General features: G+C 72.5%; 18 protein-coding genes. 15 read left to right on the forward strand and 3 right to left on the reverse strand.

The window, feature by feature from the left end:
• The first annotated feature begins 86 nt into the window (after window positions 1-86).
• Window positions 87-662, forward strand: a complete 576-nt coding sequence (locus OG989_RS13310; protein WP_327030671.1) for a kinase — start codon at window positions 87-89, stop codon at window positions 660-662.
• Window positions 663-799: 137 nt separating this feature from the next.
• On the opposite strand, the gene OG989_RS13315 is transcribed toward OG989_RS13310, so the two are convergent.
• Window positions 800-1,822: an Lrp/AsnC family transcriptional regulator gene (locus OG989_RS13315; RefSeq protein ID WP_327030672.1), complete on the reverse strand. Its 1,023-nt coding sequence runs from the start codon at window positions 1,820-1,822 to the stop codon at window positions 800-802.
• Window positions 1,823-1,954: 132 nt separating this feature from the next.
• On the opposite strand from OG989_RS13315, the gene OG989_RS13320 reads away from it, so the two are divergent.
• From OG989_RS13320 to OG989_RS13350, 7 genes are all read left to right on the forward strand, one after another.
• The gene (locus tag OG989_RS13320; protein ID WP_327030673.1) at window positions 1,955-3,292 is read left to right on the forward strand and encodes an alkaline phosphatase family protein; all 1,338 of its coding nucleotides are present in this window, start codon (window positions 1,955-1,957) and stop codon (window positions 3,290-3,292) included.
• A 35-nt stretch (window positions 3,293-3,327) separates the two neighbouring features.
• Window positions 3,328-4,701 (forward strand): ABC transporter substrate-binding protein, encoded by a 1,374-nt coding sequence (locus tag OG989_RS13325; protein ID WP_327030674.1) that lies wholly within the window; start codon window positions 3,328-3,330, stop codon window positions 4,699-4,701.
• The gene (locus OG989_RS13330; RefSeq protein WP_151453500.1) at window positions 4,698-5,654 is read left to right on the forward strand and encodes a carbohydrate ABC transporter permease; all 957 of its coding nucleotides are present in this window, start codon (window positions 4,698-4,700) and stop codon (window positions 5,652-5,654) included. The genes OG989_RS13325 and OG989_RS13330 overlap by 4 nt, the downstream gene beginning before the upstream one ends.
• Entirely contained in the window at window positions 5,651-6,511 is an 861-nt protein-coding gene (locus OG989_RS13335; protein ID WP_225852034.1) for a carbohydrate ABC transporter permease, read from the forward strand. Before OG989_RS13330 ends, OG989_RS13335 begins: the two co-directional genes overlap by 4 nt.
• 20 nt (window positions 6,512-6,531) lie before the next feature.
• Window positions 6,532-7,866 carry a Gfo/Idh/MocA family oxidoreductase gene (locus OG989_RS13340; protein WP_327030675.1) on the forward strand — a complete coding sequence of 445 codons (1,335 nt, stop codon included), beginning with the start codon at window positions 6,532-6,534 and terminating at the stop codon, window positions 7,864-7,866.
• Window positions 7,867-7,868: 2 nt separating this feature from the next.
• Window positions 7,869-10,016, forward strand: a complete 2,148-nt coding sequence (locus OG989_RS13345; RefSeq protein WP_327030676.1) for an alpha-N-acetylglucosaminidase — start codon at window positions 7,869-7,871, stop codon at window positions 10,014-10,016.
• Window positions 10,017-10,125: 109 nt separating this feature from the next.
• Entirely contained in the window at window positions 10,126-10,725 is a 600-nt protein-coding gene (locus tag OG989_RS13350; protein ID WP_327030677.1) for an NPCBM/NEW2 domain-containing protein, read from the forward strand.
• 186 nt (window positions 10,726-10,911) lie between these two features.
• Here OG989_RS13350 and OG989_RS13355 read toward each other — a convergent pair whose 3' ends face one another.
• Complete coding sequence (locus tag OG989_RS13355) at window positions 10,912-12,291, reverse strand: MFS transporter (RefSeq protein WP_327030678.1); 1,380 nt, start codon at window positions 12,289-12,291, stop codon at window positions 10,912-10,914.
• A 105-nt stretch (window positions 12,292-12,396) separates the two neighbouring features.
• Here OG989_RS13355 and OG989_RS13360 point away from each other — a divergent pair, with 105 nt between their 5' ends.
• Both OG989_RS13360 and ispH read left to right on the forward strand, forming a co-directional pair.
• Window positions 12,397-12,981, forward strand: coding sequence for a TetR/AcrR family transcriptional regulator (locus tag OG989_RS13360; protein WP_151453505.1), 585 nt, complete (start codon window positions 12,397-12,399; stop codon window positions 12,979-12,981).
• A gap of 104 nt (window positions 12,982-13,085) precedes the next feature.
• Window positions 13,086-14,030, forward strand: coding sequence for a 4-hydroxy-3-methylbut-2-enyl diphosphate reductase (gene ispH, locus OG989_RS13365; RefSeq protein WP_327030679.1), 945 nt, complete (start codon window positions 13,086-13,088; stop codon window positions 14,028-14,030).
• A 131-nt stretch (window positions 14,031-14,161) separates the two neighbouring features.
• Here ispH and OG989_RS13370 read toward each other — a convergent pair whose 3' ends face one another.
• On the reverse strand, window positions 14,162-15,103 hold the full coding sequence (locus OG989_RS13370; RefSeq protein WP_225852038.1) for an isopenicillin N synthase family dioxygenase: 942 nt from the start codon (window positions 15,101-15,103) through the stop codon (window positions 14,162-14,164).
• A 166-nt stretch (window positions 15,104-15,269) separates the two neighbouring features.
• Between OG989_RS13370 and OG989_RS13375 the strand changes: the two genes are divergently transcribed.
• From OG989_RS13375 to OG989_RS13395, 5 genes are all read left to right on the forward strand, one after another.
• On the forward strand, window positions 15,270-16,136 hold the full coding sequence (locus tag OG989_RS13375) for a helix-turn-helix transcriptional regulator (protein ID WP_225852039.1): 867 nt from the start codon (window positions 15,270-15,272) through the stop codon (window positions 16,134-16,136).
• Between the two features lie 246 nt (window positions 16,137-16,382).
• Window positions 16,383-19,397, forward strand: a complete 3,015-nt coding sequence (locus OG989_RS13380) for a non-ribosomal peptide synthetase (RefSeq protein ID WP_327030680.1) — start codon at window positions 16,383-16,385, stop codon at window positions 19,395-19,397.
• Entirely contained in the window at window positions 19,397-20,155 is a 759-nt protein-coding gene (locus OG989_RS13385; RefSeq protein WP_151453510.1) for a leucyl/phenylalanyl-tRNA--protein transferase, read from the forward strand. The genes OG989_RS13380 and OG989_RS13385 overlap by 1 nt, the downstream gene beginning before the upstream one ends.
• A 17-nt stretch (window positions 20,156-20,172) precedes the next feature.
• The gene (locus OG989_RS13390; RefSeq protein WP_327030681.1) at window positions 20,173-20,916 is read left to right on the forward strand and encodes an N-acetyltransferase; all 744 of its coding nucleotides are present in this window, start codon (window positions 20,173-20,175) and stop codon (window positions 20,914-20,916) included.
• Window positions 20,913-21,962, forward strand: coding sequence for a methyltransferase (locus tag OG989_RS13395; RefSeq protein WP_327030682.1), 1,050 nt, complete (start codon window positions 20,913-20,915; stop codon window positions 21,960-21,962). The genes OG989_RS13390 and OG989_RS13395 overlap by 4 nt, the downstream gene beginning before the upstream one ends.
• The last annotated feature ends 72 nt before the right edge of the window (window positions 21,963-22,034 follow it).

Genomic DNA, 22,034 nt, shown 5'->3' on the forward strand with positions numbered 1-22,034 from the left:
CGAGACTGTCAAGATCGCCAATGGCTCTATGCGTCGTCGCCGCCCGGGGCCTGACCGTACGCACCGACTGACCGCGAGGGGGCACCATGGACGCCGACGCCGACGCCGTCCCGACCGGCAGCGCGGAGACGATCCTCGTCTGCGTCCGGGGCAACTCAGGCTCGGGCAAGAGCAGCATCGCCCGGGAGTTGCGGCGTCGGCACGGCCGGGGCTGTGCGCTGGTCGAACAGGACTACCTGCGCCGCATCGTGTTGCGCGAGCGCGACAAGCCCGGCGGCGTGGCCCCGGCGTTGATCGAACAGACCGTACGGTTCGCGCTCGACCACGGTTACCACGTCGTGCTGGAGGGCATCCTGCACACCGGCCGCCACCGGGCCGTCCTGACGGCGCTGCGGGACGGTCACCGGGGGCGGTCGCTCTTCGTCTACCTCGACGTGTCCCTGCCTGAGACCCTGCGCCGGCACCTGACGCGCCCGCAGGCTGGCGAGTTCACCGCCGCGCAGATGAGCGGCTGGTACGCGGCCCACGACGTCCTCGGCTGGCCCGACGAACTCGTCCTCCCGGAGGCCACCACGCTGGAGGACGCCGTCCAGGTCGTCGCCGCGGCCGCCGGGCTGCCCCAGACCGGAGGCGACGTCGACGCGCTCCCGATCGTCCCGTAGCCCACGCGAGGCGTTCCCGCTGCCCTGCGGGCGGGCCACCGGCGACCTGCCCTGCGGGCGGGCCACCGGCGACCTCGCCGATCCGCCCGGACCGACCCCGGTGAGCTGTGACTCTCCGCTGCGGTCGAGCAGGTCCGTCATCTGGGTGGGGCGGCCACACCGCGACGGTTCGTCTCGCCTGCGGGAGGCGCGGGCGGCAGGATCATTCCCGCCCGCTTGACGGAACGCAGGGCGACGGCCACGTCCGCGTGCTGGAGGCCGGGGAGTTGGCCGATGGTGCCGGACAGGAACTCGTAGAGGGCGGCGTCGCTCTCCAGCGCGATCTCGCCGCACAGGTTCCGGTCCCCCGTCGTCGCGGAGATCATGAGTACGGCGGGGTGTGCGGCGAGCAGTTCGCCGGCCTGTCCGAGCTGCGTGGGGTTGACGCTGAGGGTGACGAAGGCGTTCACCGCGAGCCCGACGAGGCTGGGCTCGACGACGGTCCGCATGCGCAGGAATCCCGCCGCCATCATCGCCTCGGCCCGCCGCCGTACGGTGGCGGGGCTCGCGCCGCACCGCTCGGCGAGCTGCTGCCAGCCCTGGCGACCGTCCGTGGCGAGGCTGGCGATGATCAGCTCGTCGAGTCGGCTGAGCCGGGACGGCGTCTCGACGGGTGTCTGTTCGTTCCAGTGGTCCGTCCGCTGCGCCCGTAGCTCGTCGACGACCTCGGCCGGCAGCAGGCTCGGGCTCCAGTTGTGTGGCGTGCAGAACCTCCGGATGACCTGGTTGCTCCATATCGCCAGGACACCGTCCAGGCCGGGCAGTTGCTCGAACATGAGCTGGAGCAGGTGCTCGTTGGAGGTGTAGGAGACCTCGGCCACGCAGTCGACGCTGCCCGTGAGCAGCTTGACGGAGCCGCACTCCTGCCACCGGGCCAGGTGTTCGGCGGAGCGGCCGGCGGCGTCCGGACGGCAGCGCAGCCGCACGAACAGCGATCGCGCCCGGCGGGTCGCCTCGCCGTCCATGACCCCGATGATCCGCACCGCACCGCTGCGCAGGAGTCGCGGGACCCGGCGGGAGACGGTGGCCTCCGAGGTGAAGACCGCCTCGCCGATCTGCGCGTGGGTGGCCCGCGGATGGGCGAGCAGGGCGCCGACGATCTGCCGGTCGAGTTCGTCCAAGGATCGACCATTCCCGTCAGCCGAGAGGTTTTGCATGCGCGTATCTTGCATCTCACACTGGCATCTTGACAATCTCCCTCGTGTCTCCGGCAGACTCTCGCCCACGGGTCCGACGGTTCGAGGAGGCAGAGGGTGGCGCATCCGATCAGGCGTTCCAGCGCGGTCAGGGCCGGTGCGGCCGGCGCGGTCGTACTGCTCGCGGCGGCCGTACTGCCGGCGACCCCGGCGGTGTCGTCACCGGCGGCGAAGGCGGACGGCGCGCGGCCCGCGCAGCACGTGATCATGTTCGACTTCGACGGGTTCGACCCGCGCTTCCTCACGGGGCGCTACGCCGGACTGGCCGAGCTGCCGAACATCCGGGCGCTCATCGGGGAGGGCACCTTCGGCGTGGCCGACGGGTCGTACTCGTCGTACTCCAACTCGTCGCGGACGACCACCGCGACCGGCGCGTACCCGGCCGTGCACCGCAACACCGGCTACTACTACAACCAGGAGACCGACCGCGGTGTCTCCCAGGAGCGCCACATCGAGCCCGGCGTGGAGACGATCGCCCACTCGCTGAAGCGACAGGACCGGACCGCGGCCTACCTCCAGTGGTACGCGGTGCAGAACTACGGCGCCACGTACGGCGACCCCGCCGCGCTGTACACCCAGCCGGGCGGCAACTGCGAGACCCGCGCCGACCAGGCGATCGCGCTGCTGCGCGGCGAACCGGTCAACTCCGGCGGCACCATGGTCGACCCGGCCGCGATCCCGGACCTGATCACCGTCTACTGCGACGACGTCGACGGCGTGCTGCACGACGGCGGGTTCTCCGACCCCGACCTGCCCGCCGCCCTGGCCCGCGTGGACGCCCAGATCGGGCGGGTCCGCGAGGCCGCCCGCGAGGCCGGCGTCCTGGACCGGACGGCGTTCGTCGTCACGGCCGACCACGGTGCCCGGGAATGGACCGTCCCGCTGCTGCCCGAGGTGCTCGACCGGCTCTCCGCGACCGGCCTCAAGGTCCAGGTCGTCGCCAGCTCGGGCGGCGTACCGGATCCGGCCAGCGAGATCGTCGTCGTGCCCGCCCCGCGTACCGCCGACATCACCCTGCGGGGCCGGGCGGACACCCCGGAGAACGCCCGCCGCATCGCCGGGATCATCCGGGGCATCCCGGGCATCGCGGCCGTCCGTGACCAGCAGGACCTGCGCCGGTTGAAGGCCAGCGACAAGCTCGGCGACCTCGTGGTGGAGCCGGTCGAGCCGTACCACCTCTCCACGCTCGCCGACGGCGCCCCCCGCGCCTCGCACGGCGCCCTGCCGGAGGCGCAGGTCCCGATGGTGCTCTCCGGCGCCGGGATCCGCCGCGGCGTCCCGCTGCGCAACGTCGGCCTGGTCGACGTGGCCGCCACCATCAGCGCCCTGCTCGGCGTGCGCCCGCCGGCGAACTCGCAGGGCCACGTCATGCGCGGGGCCGTCGAGCGGTCCTGACCGTCGTCACCAAGCAGATCGAGGAGAGACAGCACATGGTCCACCTGACGAAGCGCCGGTGGGCGGCGGCTCTCGCCGCCGCGACCGCGCTCACCATGCTCGCCGCCTGCGGCGGGTCCGAGTCGGAGGCGGAAAAGGCCAAGGAGATCACCTTCTGGACGCCGCAGACGACCCCGCAGCGGGTCGCGGCGCAGGAGAAGGTCGCGGCTCGGTTCACCGAGAAGACCGGCATCGCCGTGAAGGTCGTGCCGCTCAGCGAGGCCGACCAGAAGCAGGCCCTGGCGACGGGCGCCGCCTCCGGGGACGTGCCCGACGTGATGCTGCACAGCTCCACGACCACGGCCGCCTGGCGTTCCCAGGGGCTGCTGAACACCGGTGCCGCCGAGGAGGTCGTCAAGGACCTCGGCGCCGAGACGTTCAACGCGAACGCCCTGAAGGCGTTCAGCCTGGACGACAAGGTCGGCGCCGTGCCGAGCGACGGCTGGGTGCACCTGCTGGTGTACCGCAAGGACCTCCTCCAGGCGGCGAACGTCGCGGTGCCGACCAACCTCGAGGAGGTGGCGAAGGCCGCCACCACGATGAAGGCGACCGGGGTGTCCGGAATCGCCCTGGGCACCCAGTCCGGCACCGCCTCGGGGACCGAGGCCATCTACTCGATGTTCCAGAGCGCGGGCTGCCAGCTCGTGCAGGACGGCAAGGTCACCATCGACTCGCCGGAGTGCACCAAGGCGGCCGAGCAGTTCAAGGTCCTGCGCGACTCCAGCGCCCAGGGTGACTTCGACGTGACCAGCGCGCGGGCGGCCTACCTCGCCGGCAAGTCCTCGATGCTGCTCTTCTCGACCCACATCCTCGACGAGCTGGCCGGCCTCGACTCGGCGAACCCGCCGACCTGCCCGCAGTGCAAGGCCGACCCGGCGTTCCTGTCGAAGAACTCCGGATTCATCACCGTGCTCGACCGGAACCACCCGGCGCAGTACGGCGCGACCCTCGGCTACGGCATCCCGGAGGGCGCCAACACCACCGGGGCGAAGGAGTTCATCAAGTTCATGCTGGAGGACGGCTACTCGGACACGCTCGCCTCGGCGACCGAGGGTCGGATCCCGCTGCGCAACGGCACCAAGGCCGAGCCGAACGCGTACCTCGACGCGTGGGGCAAGCTGGGCGTCGGCCCGGAGGCCAAGAGCTCCGTCGCCGAGCTGTACGGCCCGGAGATGGTCACCCAGATCCGCGAGGGCGTCAACGCCGTGAGCCTGTGGGGCATGGGCACGAAGGACTCCCCGCTGGCCGGCGCGGTCACCGCCGAGAACGTGCTCGCGCAGTTCCTCGAGCGGCTCTACGGCGGGCAGTCTCCGGCCGACATCACGAAGGCGATGGCCGAAGAGGTCAAGAAGGTCCAGGCCGAACTGTGAGCACGCCGACAGTGCGGTCCTCCCGCTGGGAGCGGCTCAGCCGCTCCCAGCGGGAGAACCTCAACGGCCAGCTCCTCACCGGTCCGACCCTGCTGCTGCTCGCGCTGGTCGTCCTGCTCCCGTTCGTCCTGGTCGTCATCTTCGGGTTCTCCGACACGCGGCTGATCGACATTCCCCGGCTGTCACCGTCCACCATCGAGTGGACCTTCGAGAACATCGCCGACGCCTGGCGGTCGGACGCGTTCTGGGGCGCGCTCTGGACCACCGTCGCCTACGCGACCCTGACCACGCTCGGGTCCATCGGCGTCGGCATGGCCCTCGCCCTCGCCCTGCGCCGCCCCTTCCGGGGGCGCGGGCTCGTCCGCGCGCTGCTGCTGATCCCGTACGTGCTGCCGGTCATCGCGGCGGCGATGATCTGGCGCACGATGCTCAACCCCCAGTACGGCATCGTCAACGCGATCGGCATGGAGTACCTCGGCTGGCAGAGCCCCATCGGCTTCCTCAGCACCACCTCGACCGACGTGGCGGGTCTGCCCGTACCGGTGTCGCTGCTCGTCGTCGTCGCCTTCGAGATCTGGAAGTCGTTCCCGCTCGCCTTCCTCTTCGTCACCGCGCGGCTGCAGAACGTGCCGGGCGGGATCGAGGAGGCCGCGGCACTGGACGGGGCCTCCCGCTGGCAGAACCTGCGCCACATCATCCTTCCCCAGTTGCGGGGGGTGGTCCTGCTGCTGATGCTGCTGCGCTTCATCTGGTCGTTCCAGAACTTCAACGACGTCTACCTGCTGACCGAGGGCGCCGGCGGCACCCAGGTCATGGCGATCAAGGTCTACACCGAGCTGGTGACCCGGTCCGACATCGGCAGCGCGGCGGCGTACGGACTGCTGATGTCGCTGATCCTCTGCGTGCTGCTGGCCGGCTACGTCCTGCTCTCCCGGCGGAAGGAGACGTTGTGAGTTCGGCGATGCGGCCCTCGCGCCCGGTGAACGTCCTGCGGTGGACGCTCATCACCGTCGCGCTCGTCTGCGCCGTGGGACCCGTGCTCTACGGGGTGCTGCTCTCGCTGCGCCCCCACTCCGCGGTGCTGATGGAGCCCCTCGACGTCGTCCCCGGTCTCTCCGAGATCGACCTGTCCAGCTACGTCACGGCGATGAAGGACGAGTCGGCGGGCGGCTTCGGGCTCGGCCGGTTCGTGGTCAACTCCCTGCTGGTCGCCCTGGCCACCGTCGCGGTGTCGATCGTCGCGTGCATCTTCGGCGCGTACGCCGTGGCCCGCCTGCGCTACCGGGGCCGGCGCTTCACCAGCGGCATCATCCTCGCCGTCTACCTCTTCCCGGGCATCGTGCTCGCGGTGCCGAAGTTCGTCATCCTGAGCCGGCTGGGGCTGACCAGGTCGCTTGTCGGGTTGCTCGTCATCTACGTCGCCGCCACCGTCCCGGTCGCGCTCTACATGATGCGCAACTACTTCCTCGCCCTGCCGGAGAGCGTCGAGGAGGCGGCCCTGCTCGACGGGTGCTCGCTGCCGACGATGCTGCGCAAGGTCGTACTGCCGATCGCGCTGCCCGGCGTGGTGGCGACCGCCATCTACGTCTTCATGATCGCGTGGAACGAGTACTTCTACGCGCTGTTGTTCCTGGTCCAGGACCGGTCCCGGTGGACGGCTCCGCTCGGTCTCGCCCAGCTCACCGACTTCCAGGTGCCCGTGACCGTGCTCCTGGCCGGCTCCATCGCGGTGACCGTACCGGTCATCGTCATCTTCTTCCTCGCCCAGCGCTACATCGTCACCGGACTGACCTCCGGGGCGGACAAGTGAACACCGAAAGGATGATCGACGTGGCAGGCCCTGTGTCCCCGGGATCGGGACCGGTACGACTGCTCGTGCTCGGCGCGGGAGGGCGCGGCGCGCACGCGTACGCCCAATGGTGCCTGGAGCACCCCGAGGCGGCCCGCGTCGTCGCGGTCGCCGAGCCCGACGCGGAGCGCCGCGACGGACTGGGCGACGCCCACGCCGTCCCGGCGGACCGACGCTTCACCGGCTGGCAGCAGGCGCTCTCGACACGCGGACCGTGGGACGCGGTCATCGTCGCCACTCCGGACCGGGACCACGTCGATCCCACCCTCCGGGCCCTCGAACTGGGACACCACGTCCTGCTCGAGAAGCCCATCGCGCCGACCGCCGAGGAACTGCACCGGCTGACCGTCGCGGCCCGCGGCAGCGCCGGCACCGTCACCGTCGCCCACGTGCTGCGCTACACCCCGTTCTTCCAGACCCTGCGCCGCCTGCTCGACGAGGGCCGGATCGGCGAGCTGCAGGGCATCTCGCACATCGAGAACGTGGCGTACTGGCACTTCGCGCACAGCTACGTACGCGGCAACTGGCACCGGACCGACCAGTCCAGCCCGATGCTGCTGGCGAAGGCGTGCCACGACATCGACATCCTCCGGTGGCTGGTCGGGTCGCCCTGCACGACGGTCGCCTCGTTCGGCGAACGCCGCCACTTCCGGGCCGAGCACGCGCCGAAGGGCTCGACCGAGCGCTGCATCGACGGGTGCGCCGTCGCCGACACCTGCCCGTACAACGCCGAGCGCCTCTACGTCGACCAGCTCGCCGACGTCGACGGGCCACCCGTCACGGTCGTCACGAACGACACGAGCGTGGCCGGCCGGCGGCGGGCCCTGCGGCTGACCGACTACGGCCGGTGCGTCTACCGGATGGACAACGACGTCGTCGACCACCAGACGGCGGCACTGCGCTTCGGCAACGGCGTCACGGCGTCGCTGGTGGTCTCGGCGTTCACCGCGTGGAACACCCGCACGCTCACGCTGATGGGCAGCCACGGGCAGATCACCGCGGACATGCGTTCGGGCCGGATCAGCCTGGCGACCTTCGCCGACACGCCGCCCACCGTGGAGGGACGGCGGACCGACGAGACGTTCCAGGTCGGCACCGGCAGCCAGGGGGTCGTCGACGAGGTCATCGAGGCGTTCTCCGGACACGGCGGCGGCGACGCCGGGCTGATGCTCGACTTCACCGGGCGGGTCCGGCGCTGGCTGTCCGGCGAGGACGTCGAGGCGGCCCCCAGCTCCCTGGAGGAGAGCGTGGAGAGCCACCTCGTCGCCTTCGCCGCCGAGCGGTCGCGGCTGAACCGCACCGTCGAGGAGCTGTGACGGTGGACGAGGTGCGTGCCCTCGTGGCCCGCGTCGCCGGCACGGCCGACGACGTGCGGGTGGAGCGGATCCCCGCCGGCGACGACGCGGCCGTCGCCGGATACGAGTGCCGCGACGGCGTCCTGACGCTGCGCGGGTCGGATCCGGTGGCCGCGGCCGCCGCGTTCGGGCAGTACCTGAAGGCGTACGCCGGCCGTCAGGTGACCTGGGAACAGCCCCGGCTCGCGCCCCGGCCGACGCCCTGGCCGGACGCGCCCCCGACGCGGTTGACCAGCCCGTTCGCGGTCCGCTATCACCTCAACGCCGTGACCTACGGCTACTCGGCGGCGTTCTGGGACTGGGACCGCTGGGAGCGGGAGATCGACTGGATGGCGCTGCACGGCGTCACCCATCCGCTCATGCAGGTCGGCCACGAGGCGGTGCTGGCGGAGACGTTCCGGCGGGCCGGGCTCGACCAGGCCCGGATCGACGCGTGGATCGGCAGCGCGGCGCACTTCCCGTGGACGTTCATGGGCAACACGAACTCGTTCGGCGGGCCGCTGCCGGCGCGCTGGATCAGCCGCCACGTCGAGCTGGCGCAGCGGATCCTCGACCGGCAGCGCTCGCTGGGCATGACGCCGGTCCTGCCCATGTTCGGGGGCCACGTGCCGCCGGAACTGGCCGACCCGTCGGCCGGCGAGATCGAGTGGCAGGGCTGGCGTACCCCGATCCTCGGCCCCGACAGCGAGCGGTTCGCGTCGTTGACGGCGGAGTTCCTGGGCATCCAGCGGGAGCTGTTCGGCACCGACCACCACTACGCCGTCGACCCGTTCATCGAGTCGGTGCCGCCGTCCGGGGAACCCGACTACCTGGCGTCGGTCGGCCGGGCCGTCTACCGGGCGATGGCGGACGGCGACCCGGAGGCGACCTGGGTGCTCCAGGGCTGGCCGTTCCACTACCAGCGCGACTTCTGGCGGCCCGAACGCGTGCGCGCGTTCCTGGCCGACGTGCCCGACGAGCGGCTCCTCCTGCTGGACCTGTGGGGTGAGCACGCCCCCATGTGGCGCCGCGACGGCATGTTCGGGCGGCGCTGGGTGTGGTGCGCCATCCACAACTTCGGGGGCCGCTTCGCGCTCTTCGGCGACCTGGACGGGCTGCGTCGCGACGTCGACGAGCTGCGGCGTACGCGGCCCGCCCGGCTGGCGGGCGTCGGGCTGGCACCGGAGGCGGTCGAGAACAACAGCGTCTTCTACGAGCTGGCCACTGACCTGACCTGGGGCGTGCCCCGACTGGACGACTGGCTGCGGTCGTTCGCCCGGCAGCGCTATGCGTCCGGGCACGAGGACTTCGCCCGGGCCTGGCGGCTCCTGGCCGACACGCTCTACGCGCCGGGGCGCACCCGGTCCATCCCTTCCCCCGTCATCGCCCGGCCGTGGTCGGCCGACGCGCCGTTCGCCGCCCAGCGGCTGGCCGGCGAGTTCGTCCCGCAGGACGCGGAGCCGCAGCGGCAGTCGGCGAACATCGACGCCGAGAACGACCCGATGGTCCTCGGCGCCCTGCCGCGGATCGCCTCGGCCGCCCGGCTGCTGCTCGGGCGGGCGCCGGAGGCGGGGGTCCGGGAGCAGGTCGAGCGGGACCTGGTCGAGCTGGTCGGTCACGTGCTGGCGCAGGGCTCGCGGGTCCACATCCGCGGGATGCTGGCAGCCTTCGCCGAGCGGGACGGGGACGGGGTCCTGGACCACTTCGCCCGGTTCCGGGCGGATCTGCTCGACCTCGACGAGCTCGCCGGCACGCGGTCCGAATCGCGCGTCGGCCGGTGGATCGACGACGCCCGCGCGTGGGGCGGCTCGCCCGCCGAGGCCGACGTCATGGAGCGCGACGCCCGCAGCCTGGTCTCCGTGTGGGGCCACCAGACCAGCGGGCTGCACGACTACTCCGGGCGGCACTGGGCCGGGCTCGTCCGGGACTACTACCTGCCCCGGTGGGAGCTGTGGGCGACCTGGCTGGCCCGGGCGGCGACGACGGGGCAGGCACCGGACGTCGACGTCCTGCGCGCCCGCGTCGTCGCGCACGAGGAGCGCTGGCGGGGGACGATCGGCGGCTGTTCCGCCGCGCCCGAGGGGAACACCCTCGACGTGGCGGCCAGGATCCTCGACCGGCTCGGGCACTGACCGGCGGCGGCCCGGCGCGCGTGCGCGGAGTTGCCATAATCGAAGCGCGTCTGTCCCGAGACGGCGTCGCTCGTCCCATCCCGCGATCGCCGGCGCGGTCATCGCGGCCGTGGCCACGGTGGTCGCGGCGGCCATTCCCGTCGCGCTGGAGCTGACCCGCGACACCGGCGGCGGCGGTGCCGCGCCGCCGGTCCAGGGTGCTCCGTCCAGCGGGCAGCCCTCGCCGACGCCGCCGGCGGCGCCCACCGACCCCGCCCCGACAGCCGAGTCGCCCACGGTCACCGCGTCGCCGTCGCCTTCGGCCGACGTGGTTCCGCTGACGGAGATGCGCGAGGTGGACGACTTCGAGGGCTGGGAGCAGGAGCCGCTGACCGTCGCCGGCAAGCGGCACGAGGCGGTGCTGACCGCGTCTCCGTGCTGGTTGAACGACAACTACATGGTCACGTTCGTGGTGAGCCGGCAGTTCCGGGTCCTCGAGGCGGCCGTGGGCATCGCCGACGAGTCCCCGAAGGGCATGCCGCTGCGGTTCACCGTGCTCTCCGACCGCAAGGAGGTCTTCACCACCACGGTCGGCCTCGGGAGGACCCGCCCGGTCAAGGTGGACATCAGCGACTCGACCCAGGTGTCGCTGCGGGTCAGCACCACCAGCGTGGAGCAGTGCCACGGCGACAGCCTCGGCGCCTTTATCGCGCCGCGGGTGCGCCGGTGAGCGCCGGCCCGTCGACGTGACGGTGGGGCCGGCGCCCGCGCGTCCCCGGGGCGTGCCGGTGTCCGACCCGGCGGCCGGTGGGCGGGCCCCCACCGGCCGTTCCCGCGCCCGCCTGTCGGGGGCGTGGTGGAGGATGTCCGACCCGGTGGTCGGTGGGCGGGCCCCCACCGGCCACCGGGTCGGGGCTCAGTGGGCCGGCCGGGGGGTGATGACGAAGGCCAGGACGGCGGCGGCGACGGCGATGACCGCGCCGGTGGTGAAGCCGCGGGAGAAGCCTTCGGTGCTGGTGCCCGCGATGCTCGCCGCGGCCATGCTCGACACGACGGCGGCGCCGAGCGAGGCGCCGAACTCGTGGAAGGTGCTGACGATGCCGGACGCCAGACCGGCCTCCTGCGGCGCGACCTGACCGAGCGCGACGGCGGACGCCACGACGAAGAGGACGCCCGTGCCGGAGGCGGCGACGCTCACCCCGATGACGAGGGCCGCGGTCCCGTCGACCACGGCGGGGACCGCCATGCCGGCCGCCGCGACGAGCAGGCCGAGGACGCCGAGCGTGCGCGCCCCGATCCGGCCGATGACGCGGCCGGCGGCGTTCGCGCCGAGCATGGTCGTGATCGCCACGGGCAGGAAGAGCAGCCCGGTGCGCAGGGCGCCGTAGCCCTGGTGGTTCTGGAGGTAGAACGTGCCCAGGAAGAAGACGGTGATCATCAGCGCGGTCGCGACGAGGATCAGCAGCGCCCCGGTCGCCACCGGCCGGCGGAGCAGCAGCCGTACGTCCATCAGCGGGCTCGCGGCGCGGCGCTGCCGGACGACGAACGCGGCGTAGAGGAGCACGGCGGCCAGCAGCAGCGCCAGGATCGTCGGGTTGGCCCAGCCGACGTCGCCGGCGCGGATCAGCGCGTAGATCAGCGATCCGGTGGCGGCCGTCACCAGCACCGCGCCGGGCACGTCGAGCTTGGCCGTCGCGCCGGTGGGCGCCTGGGGCGGGAGCTGCATCCGGAGGGCCAGCAGCAGGATGATCCCGACCGGCACGTTGATGAAGAACACCCAGGGCCAGCCCGGCCCGGCGGTGAGCAGGCCGCCGAGGAGGACGCCCAGGGCGGCGCCGCCGCCACCGAGCGCCGACCAGATGCCGAGCGCCTTGTTGCGCTCGTCGCCGTCGAAGATCGTGACGACCAGGGACAGGGCGGCGGGGGAGAGGAGCGCCGCCGCGAGGCCCTGCCCGACGCGACCGCCCAGCAGCATGGGGCCGCTGGTCGCCAGCCCCGCCGTCAGGGACGCGGCGCTGAACAGCAGGAGCCCGGCGAGGACGAGGCGCCGGGCGCCGAACAGGTCCGCGGCGCGCCCGCCGAGCAGCAGCAGGCCGCCGAAGGTGAGGGTGTATCCACTCACCACCCACGTGAGGGCTTCCCGATCCATCCCCAGGTCCGACCCCATGTGCGGCAGGGCGATGGCGACGACGGTGACGTCCAGGATCAGCATCAGTTGGGCGATGCCGACGAGGCCCAGGATCCGCCAGCGCTGCGGATGCGGACTCGCGGGTGTGGGAGTTTCGGTTGCGGTCACAGGTTCCGCCATGGCTGCCAGGCTCCTCCGCCAAGTTGAACGGTAGTGTTCAAGTTACGGAGACACGTTAACTCATGCACGTCTGTTCGACTTAGGGGAAGTTCCATGACTCGCCCACTCGCCAAGCCGACCCGCCGGGCCGACGCCCAGCAGAACGTGGAGAGGATCCTGGAGGCGGCGGTGAGCTGCCTGAGTCGCGACCCCGACGCCAGCGTCAGCGACATCGCGCAGGCGGCGCGGGTGGGCCGGGTGACCCTCTACGGTCACTTCCCGTCCCGGGACGCCCTGGTCGAGGCCGCGCTGACCCGGGTGCTGGCCGAGGGGGAGGAACTCCTGGCGGGCCTCGACCTGACCGGCGACCCGCGGGACGCCCTGCGTGTGCTGATCCGGTCGAGCTGGCTGCTGATCGCCCAGTCGAGCGCCGTGCTGGAGGCGGCGCAGGCGTCGCTGCCGCCCGAACGCGTGCACGAGCTGCACGCCGAGCCGGCGCGACGCGTCGACCAGTTGATCCGCCGGGGTCAGGACGAGGGGGTGTTCCGGGTCGACCTGCCGGCCAGCTGGCTGACCAGCGTGCTGCACCACATCATGAAGGGCGCCGCCGCCGACGTGGCCAGCGGGAAGGTGGACCGGGCGGACGCCCCCCGCCTCATCTCCGAGACGGTCCTCGCCGCCTACCAGGTGCACGGATAGCGGGCGTCCCGGCGCGGGGCGTCGTTGCTGGTGCTCCATCGGAACCCCACCGGATTGCGAGGACACGGCTCGATACTGCGGAGATGCGTGGGAAGGAGTGCGCGATGTCCGTAGCCGAGTCCGTAACGGTACTGCTCGCGGCACCGCGTGCGTTCTGCGCCGGTGTCGAGCGTGCGATCGAGATTGTCGAGCGTGCGCTCGCCAGCCGGGGCAGCCCGGTGTACGTCCGCAAACAGATCGTCCACAACGCGCACGTCGTCGCCGACCTGGAGTCGCGCGGCGCCGTGTTCGTCGAGGAACTCGCCGAGGTGCCCGCCGGCGCGACTGTGGTGTTCTCGGCGCACGGGGTGTCGCCCGTGGTGCGCGCCGAGGCCGACCGGCTCGGCCTGGAGGTGTTCGACGCGACGTGTCCGCTGGTGGCGAAGGTGCACACGGAGGCGCGCCGGTACGCCGACCGTGGGGACACCGTCCTGCTCGTGGGGCACGCGGGGCACGAGGAGACCGAGGGCACCCTGGGTGAGGCGCCGGAGCGGATGCTGCTCGTGCAGTCGCTGGAGGACGCGCACACGGTCCAGGTGCCCGACCCGGACCGGGTGTCGTACCTGACCCAGACCACGCTCGCCGTGGACGAGACCGCCGAGGTGCTCGACGTGCTGCGCCAGCGGTTCCCCGCGCTGCGCGGGCCGTCCTCGGCCGACATCTGCTACGCCTCGACCAACCGGCAGGCGGCGTTGCGTACGGTCGCCGAGGAGTCCGACCTCGTGCTCGTGGTCGGCTCGACCAACTCGGCGAACACGCAACGGCTCGTCGAGTTGGCCCGCCGCGCCGGTCGACCGGCCCACCTCATCGAGGACGCGGCGGAGATCCTGCCGGAGTGGCTGGCGGGTGTCACCACGGTCGGGGTCACCGCGGGCGCGTCCGCCCCGCCGCGCCTGGTCGAGGGCGTGGTCGAGGCGCTGCGGGCGCGCGGGCCGGTGACGGTGGTGGAGCGCGAGGTCGCCCGCGAGACCATCGAGTTCACCGTGCCGGGTGCGGTGCGTTCCCTCTGACACCGGACCGCCGCCCGGCGGAGCGCCCGTCGCCGATGCGCCGCGCGCCGGAAGCGCCCGGCGGCCCGCCCACCGCGCGGCGCCCGGCGGACCGCGTCTGCGGGGCGGTCCGGCGGGCGCCGCGGGGTCGGCTACGCGGAAGCCTGGTACGTCGACTGCATCTTGTGCGAGAACCACTCGCCGACGGTCACCCGGTCGAGCCCGGCCTCGGCGCTCTCCTGGGCCAGTGGGCGCATGGGCTCGATGGTGGTGTCGTGGTTGGGCAGGTAGAAGAAGGGGATGGAGACGCGCGACGGCGCGTCCGTCCCCTCCGGGTTGACCACCCGGTGCACGGTCGACGCCCAGCGGCCGCCGGTCCAGAACGCCATCAGGTCGCCGATGTTGACCACGAAGCTGCCGGGGATGGCGGGCACGTCCAGCCAGTCGTCGTCGCCGCGCCGCACCTGGAGCCCGCCCAGCTCGTCCTCCACGTAGAGCACCGTCAGGCTGCCCCAGTCGGTGTGCATCTCCCGCCGCAGCACGCCGTCGTCGGGCGTCGGGTAGTAGTAGTTGGCGATGATCAGGGACACGTGCTCGTCGAACTTGCTGTCGAAGAAGTCCTCCGGCAGCCCGAGGGCGAGCGCGAACAGCCGCATGATGTCCGCCGACAGCTCGGTCATGGCGGCGATGTACTCGTACCAGACCGCCTTGAAGTCGTCGTCCGGCCAGATGTTCGCCGCCTTCCAGGTGGCCGGGTGCGTGCCGAGCCGCGCGCGCTCCTCGTCGCTCAGGTCGCCCGTCACGTGCGCGGCGAACGCCTCGTACGGGCCGCCCGGGCGGCGCAGGCCCGACACCCCGGAGCCGCGGTTCGCGCTCCGGTCCTTCTCCTCCTCCGGTCGGGTGAAGAAGGTCTTCGTGGTGGTGTACATGCGGTTCACCAGTTCCCGGGGCACGCCGTGCCCCACGACGGTGAAGAACCCCGAACCCTCGCACGCCTTGCCGATGGCTGCCGCGATGGCCGCGCGCCCCTCGGCGGTGGTGCGGCCCGACAGGTCGATCGCCGGTACGAAATCCTGGACCACAACGGGTTCCACAACTGCCCGCCTCTCTCGCGACGTCATTACATTGATCGAAGCAATCCCGGGTCACCCGCCGGCAAGCCGCTGCGGTGTCGCTTCCCCCACGTGCGGGTAATTGCTCGGCGTACCTGGTGGTAAGGCAATGTTGAGACCGGCAGACATTCACGTGCACGATTGCGTCGTGGCATACGAGGACGAGCAGTTGTCGCAGAGGGGCGGGGCGCTCGCCGAGGCGGGCCGCCCGCTGGCCGGGGACACCGTGGGTCGGCTCGTCGCCGATCCGCCCGGTGTCGTGGCGGATCCTGCCATGCGCCTGCTCGTCGCCGCCGCGGCGGGGGACCCGCTGCTGCTGGCCGCGCTGCGCGAGGGGATCCGCGTCGAGGGCGTCACCGACGGGCCCGGCCGGGCGCGGACGCCGAAGCGGGTCCAGGAGCTGGTCCGTGCCACGTTGCGCGGCGCGCCGACCGGAGCGTGGCAGCTGCTGCGGGTGGCCGCCGTGCTCGGTCGGTCCTGCCAGCTCGCGGAGCTGACGGCGATGACCCGGCGGAACACCGCCCAGCTGCTGCCGGACCTGGATGCGCTGCTCGACGCCGGTCTGCTCGACTGGGTGGGCGACGACCTCGCCTTCCGGCACGAACTGGTGTGGTGGGCGGTGCTCGACGCCCTGCCGCCCGCCGTGCGGCAGGCGCTCCGCGCCGACCGCGACCGCCTGCGCCGGCGCCGGGCCGTGACCGGTGCGTCCCGCGCCGCCGACCCGTCGGCGGAGCCCGTGGCCCCCGCCGACCTGCGGCGCAGGATCGGGCTGCGCTCCACGCCCGCCGCCCGCGAGCACCGCCCGGACACCGGTGGCGCGTGGGAGTCGTTCAGCGGCGTCGAGCGGGCCATCGCGCGGCTCGTCGCCGAGGGCATGACCAACCGGCAGATCGCGACCCGGGTACGGCTGTCGCCGCACACGGTCAACTACCACCTGCGTAGCCTGTTCCGCCGGCTGGGCATCTCCTCGCGGGCGGAACTCGTCCGCCACGTGCCGGTCTCCTCCGCGGCGTAGCGGGCGGTCCGGACCTTCCGGGCACCACTGCCACATAGCGATTTCCGGCGTCCTCCACGTTGAATTCGACGAAGGGTGGACCGCGCCTAAAGGACTACCCTGATGAGTAGTGTCAATTCTGGTTCCATGCTCATTCTGGTAGTCGGGGGAACCGCCGGCAGGCAGTAGTGTCGCCCGTATCGAATTTCGTTGGGTCAGCGGCAGGTAAATCCACGGGTACGACCGTGCTCACACCCGAGGGAAAACATGAACATCCGTACGCAACCGCGTGTCCACGAACTCATCGCCGTCCGCGCGGCGTCGCAGCCCGACCGGACCGCGGTCGTGCAGGGCGACGCGCACATCAGCTACGCGGACCTGGAGCGCCGGGCGAACGGCCTGGCCCGCCACCTCGTCGACGAGGGCGTCGGCGCGGACTCCGTGGTCATGGTCCACCTGGAACGCTCCATCGACGCCATCGTCGGCCTGCTCGCCATCTGGAAGGCGGGCGCGGCCTACCTGCCGGTGGATCCGGGGCTGCCGGACAGCCGGGTCGAGGCGTTCGTGAAGGAGACCGACTGCACCACCGTCGTCACCCACGGGCGCGACCTGGCGCGCTTCGCCGACCTGCCGGTCAGGGCGCTCACCGCGAGCGTCGCGGACGGCGCCGCGACCGCCCCGGCCGTGGCGGAGGGCGGCGGGGACGCCGCCTACATCATCTACACGTCGGGATCCACGGGTACGCCGAAGGGCGTCGTGGTCAACCACGACTCGCTGAGCTACCTGTGCGGGGAGCTGGCCGGCCGCTACGGCGTCATCCCCGACGACCGGGTGCTGCAGTTCGGCGCGCTCTCCTTCGACACCTCCATCGAGCAGATCACGGTCGCGCTGCTGGGCGGGGCGACGCTGGTGCTGCCCGAGCTGAGTTGGGCGCCCAGCGAGCTGCCGGAGCGGCTGCGCCACCACGGGGTCACCGTGATGGACCTGACCCCCGCGTACTGGCGCCGCTTCCTCGCCGAGGCCGGCGCGGGGGCCGGTGACCTGCCGGTCCGGCTGGTGATCGTGGGTGGCGAGGCGGTCAACGCGGAGGACTGCCGCACGGCGCTGGACCTGATGCCGGGGGTACGGCTGGTCAACGCCTACGGGCTCACCGAGACCACGATCACCTCCTGCCTGATGGACCTGACCGCCGACGTGCTGCCCGCCCGCGGCGCGGCTCCCGTCGGCCGGCCGCTGCCCGGCACCGTCGTGTACGTCCTCGACGAGCACGGCCGGCCGGTCGGCCCCGGCGAGCGCGGTGAGATCCACATCGGCGGTCGCGGTGTGGCGCGCGGCTACCTGACCGAGGACGACGCCGGCCGCTTCCGCGCGGACCCGTTCGCGTCCGAGCCCGGCGCGCGGATGTACCGGACCGGTGACCTGGGCGCCTGGACCGCCGAGGGCAACCTCGAGGTGATCGGGCGCATCGACCGGCAGGTCAAGATCCGTGGATTCCGGGTGGAGCCCGGCGAGATCGAGGCGGCGCTGGCGGCGCACGAGGGCGTCGACACGGTCGCCGTCACCACGTACGAGCACGACGGCCAGCGGCGCCTGGCCGCGTACCACACCGGCCCACGGCCCCTGGACGTCGCGGAACTGCGCGAGTTCGTCGGCCGCCACCTGCCCGACTACATGGTGCCGACGGCGTTCGTCGCCCTCGACGAGCTGCCGCTGAAGACCAACGGCAAGGTCGACCTGGCCGCGCTGCCCGCGCCGGGCACCGCGACGGTCGCTGCCGAGGCGGCGGACGACACGCCCGTCGACCTCGTGGAGCGCGGCGTGACCCGGCTGTGGGGGCAGGTGCTCGGCGTGCCCCGGGTGCTGCCGGACGACAACTTCTTCGCGCAGGGCGGCAACTCGATCCTCGCCGCCGAGCTGCTCGCGAAGATCCGTGGCTCCTTCGGCGTGCTCATCACCCAGGTACGTCCGCTGATCCGGCTGCTGCTGGAGGACGCGACGCCGCGTGGCCTGGCGCGGGCGGTGCGCGAGGCCCGGGAAGGCACGCTCGCTGGCGACGACACCCGCAAGCGGGTGGACTTCGCCGCCGAGACGGAGCTGGACGTGCAGGTCCGGCGCGACGTGTCCGACGAGCCGCGCTGGCAGGACCCCCGCCACGTGTTCCTCACCGGCGCCACCGGCTTCCTGGGCATCTACCTGCTGCGGGAGCTGCTGACGAGCACGGACGCCGTGGTGCACTGCCTCGTGCGCGCCGACGGGCCGGAGCAGGGCCTGGCCCGCATCCAGGCCAACGCGCGGCACTACTTCGGCGAGGACCTCGCCGGTCACCAGGCTGCGGGCCGGATCGTCGCCGTCCCCGGTGATCTCGCGGCACCCGGGCTCGGCCTGTCCGAGGCGGCCTTCGACGAGCTGGCGCGCACGGTCGACGTCATCCACCATCCCGGCGGGGCGGTCAACTTCATCTACCCGTACTCGCACATGCGGCCGGCGAACGTCGACGGCACCCGCGAGATCATCCGGATGGCCGCGCGGCACCGCAACGTCCCGGTCCACTACACGTCGACCATGGCCGTCGTCGCGGGCTTCGGCACCGCCGGCGTCCGGCACGTCGACGAGGACACCCCGCTGGCGTACGCCGACCACCTCTCCGTCGGCTACGTGGAGAGCAAGTGGGTGGCCGAGGCGCTGCTGCACCGGGCGGCGGAGCAGGGGCTGCCGGTGGCGATCTACCGGGCCGCCGACATCTCCGGCGACCGGGTCAACGGCGCGTGGAACATCGCCACGGAGATGTGCGCGATGAAGAAGTTCGTGGTGGACACCGGCACCGCCCCCGTCGCGGAGCTGCCGCTGGACTACACGCCGGTCGACGTGTTCGCCGCCGCGGTCGCGCACATCGCCCGGGCGTCCCGGCCCGCCGGCGAGGTCTACCACCTCACCAACCCCGGGAAGGTCAACATCTCGGTGCTGGTCGAGCGCCTGCGGGCGCACGGGCACGACATCCGCGAGGTGACCTGGGCCGAGTGGCTCGACGAGATGGTGCGGGTCGCGGTCGAACAGCCCGACCATCCGATGACCCCCTTCGCGCCGCTGTTCATCGACCGCTGCGCGACGGGCCAGATGAGCGTCGCGGAGATGTACCTGGAGACGACGTTCCCCGTCTTCTCCCGCACCAACGTGGAGCACGCGTTGCGCGGCAGCGGCATCGAGATCCCGACGGTGGACGCGGAGATGCTCGACCGCTACATCGGCTACCTCACCCGCACCGAGTTCCTGCGGGCCGCGTGATGGGCTGGGAGACGCTCGACCTCACCCACGCCCCCACCGAGGGCCCGGTCGCGTTCGGCGACGACCTGTCCGCGACGACGCTCCTCGGCGCCTACCGGCACGGGCTGTTCCCGTTCCCGGCCGACACCGAGGAGCGGAAGATCGTCAGCGAGTTCACCTACGAGGCGGACGTCGCCGCCGGTCGGATCGCGGTGCTCGCCGGGAGCGCGGACCCGTACGCCGTCGCCTGGTGCTCGCCCGACCCGCGCCCGGTGATCCACGTCGACCAGGCCCGCATCCAGCGCAGCCTGCGGCGGCAGTTGCGCAACAAGGTCGAGTGGACGACGACGCTCGACGTCTGCTTCGACCGGGTGGTCCAGCACTGCCGCGTGGGCCGCGAGCCCCGGTGGCTGACCGACCGGCTCGTGTCGGCGCTGCGCGAGCTGCACGTGGCGGGGCACGCCCACAGCGTCGAGGTGTGGGAGGGCGACGAGCTGGTCGGCGGCACGTTCGGCGTACGGGTCGGTGGCGTGTTCAGCGCCGACTCCCAGTTCGCGCTGCGCAGCGGCGCCGCGAAGGTCGCGGTCGCGTGCCTGGTGCGGCGCGTCGCGGAGAGCGGCGGCGTGGCGGTCGACGTCCAGCACGACGGCGACCACGCGAAGCTCATCGGCGCGGTCGCGGTGCCCCGTACCGAATACCTGGCGCTGCTGCGCAGGCACGCCGACGACCACTGCGCCATGCCCGCGGACCCGCTGCCCGCGCGCAGCCTGGCCGCCTGACCGAGGGAGGTGACCCCGTGCGCGTGTTGACGCTCGCCGAGCGACCGGACCTGCGGGACGCGATGCTCCACATGGAGGCCTCGTGGCCCGAGTACATCCCGCCCGAGCCGATGGTGATCGGCTGGGCCTTCGACCGGTACCCGGAGCACCAGCTCGTCGTCGTCGAATCCGACGACACGGTGGTGGCCCGCGCGGCCGGCGTGCCGTTCGCCTGGGATGGTGACCCGGCGAGCCTGCCCGACACCGGTTGGGACGCGGTGCTGGGGATGAGCATGCTCGACACCTCCGCCGGCCGCGACCTCACCGCGCTGTGCGCGCTGGAGATCGCCGTGGTGCCCGGCATGCAGGCCCGGAACATGTCGGGGCGCGTCCTGGCCGAGGTCAAGGACAACGCCCGCCGGCACGGCTACCGCGACGTCGTCGGGCCGGTCCGGCCCAGCGGCAAGCACGCCGAGCCGCACGAGCCGATGCCGGGGTACGCGGCCCGGACCCGCGACGACGGGCTGCCGGCCGACCCGTGGCTGCGCGTGCACGTCCGGGCGGGCGGGCAGGTGCTCCAGGTCTGCCCGGCCTCCATGACGATCTCCGGCAGCCTCGCGCAGTGGCGCGACTGGACCGGGTTGCCCTTCGACACCAGCGGACCGGTCGTCGTGCCGGGTGCCCTGACCCCGGTCGCGGTGAACGTCGACCACGACCACGCCGTCTACGTCGAGCCCAACGTGTGGGTTCGACACCCCCTCGCGGAAAGGCATGCCTCATGACCAGCACCGTTCCGGCCACCCTGGCCTCCAAGATCCGCAACCGTGCCGCCCTGATCGAGATCATCGGCGGCTACATGGCCTCGCAGTCGCTCGCGCTCGCCGCCGAGCTGAAGCTCGCCGACCACATCCACGACGGCCGGGTCACGAGCGCGCAGCTCGCCGAGGCGACGGGCACCCACGCGCCGTCGCTGCACCGGCTGCTGCGGACCCTCGTGGCCATCGGCGTGCTGGTCGAGCCGGCGCCGGGCGAGTTCCGGCTGACCGAGGTGGGCGAGCAGCTGCGCACCGACTCGCCGAACACGCTGTGGGCGTTCACCCGGTTCTTCACCAACCCCACGCTGTTCGCGTCCTGGCAGCAGGTGCGGCACACCATCGAGACCGGCGAGTGCGCCTTCGACCACGTGCACGGCAAGAACGCCTACGTGCACCTCGCCGAGAACCCCGAGCTGTCCGCGCTGTTCAACGTGGCGATGGGGCAGGAGTCGAGGGCGTCCGCCCAGCTCGTCGCCGACGGGTACGACTACTCCGGCGTCCGTACCGTCGTGGATGTCGGCGGCGGCGACGGGACGCTGCTCGCCGCGATCCTCGGCACCCACGCCCACCTGCGGGGGGTGTGCTTCGACAGCGCCGCGGGCGTGGCCGAGGCCGCCGGCGTGCTCGCCACCGCCGGTGTCGCCGACCGGTGCGAGATCGTGGCGGGCGACTTCTTCTCGTCGGTCCCCGAGGGCGGCGACCTGTACATCATCAAGAGCGTCTTCCAGGACTGGGACGACGAGAACGCCCGGAAGCTGCTGGCCACGGTGCGTGCCCACATCCCCGCCGACGCCACGCTGCTGATCGTCGGATCCGTGCTGCCGGACACCGCGAACACCGACAACCCGGTGATGTTCTACACGGACATCAACATGCTGGTGACCGCTGGCGGCCGGGAGCGGACCGAGAGCGAGTTCCGGTCCCTGCTCGCCGAGACCGGCTTCACCGTCGAGTCCTGCGGCCACGGCGCCGCGGGCCCGCTCTCGCTGATCAAGGCCGTGCCGGCGAGCTGACCCACGTCGAGGACCGGGCCACGGGCGCACCCGCTCACGCGAGTCGAACGTGGCCCGGCCCGTGTCCCGATC

The sequence above is a fragment of the Micromonospora sp. NBC_01740 genome (assembly GCF_035920365.1).
Taxonomy (GTDB): Bacteria; Actinomycetota; Actinomycetes; order Mycobacteriales; family Micromonosporaceae; genus Micromonospora; species Micromonospora reichwaldensis.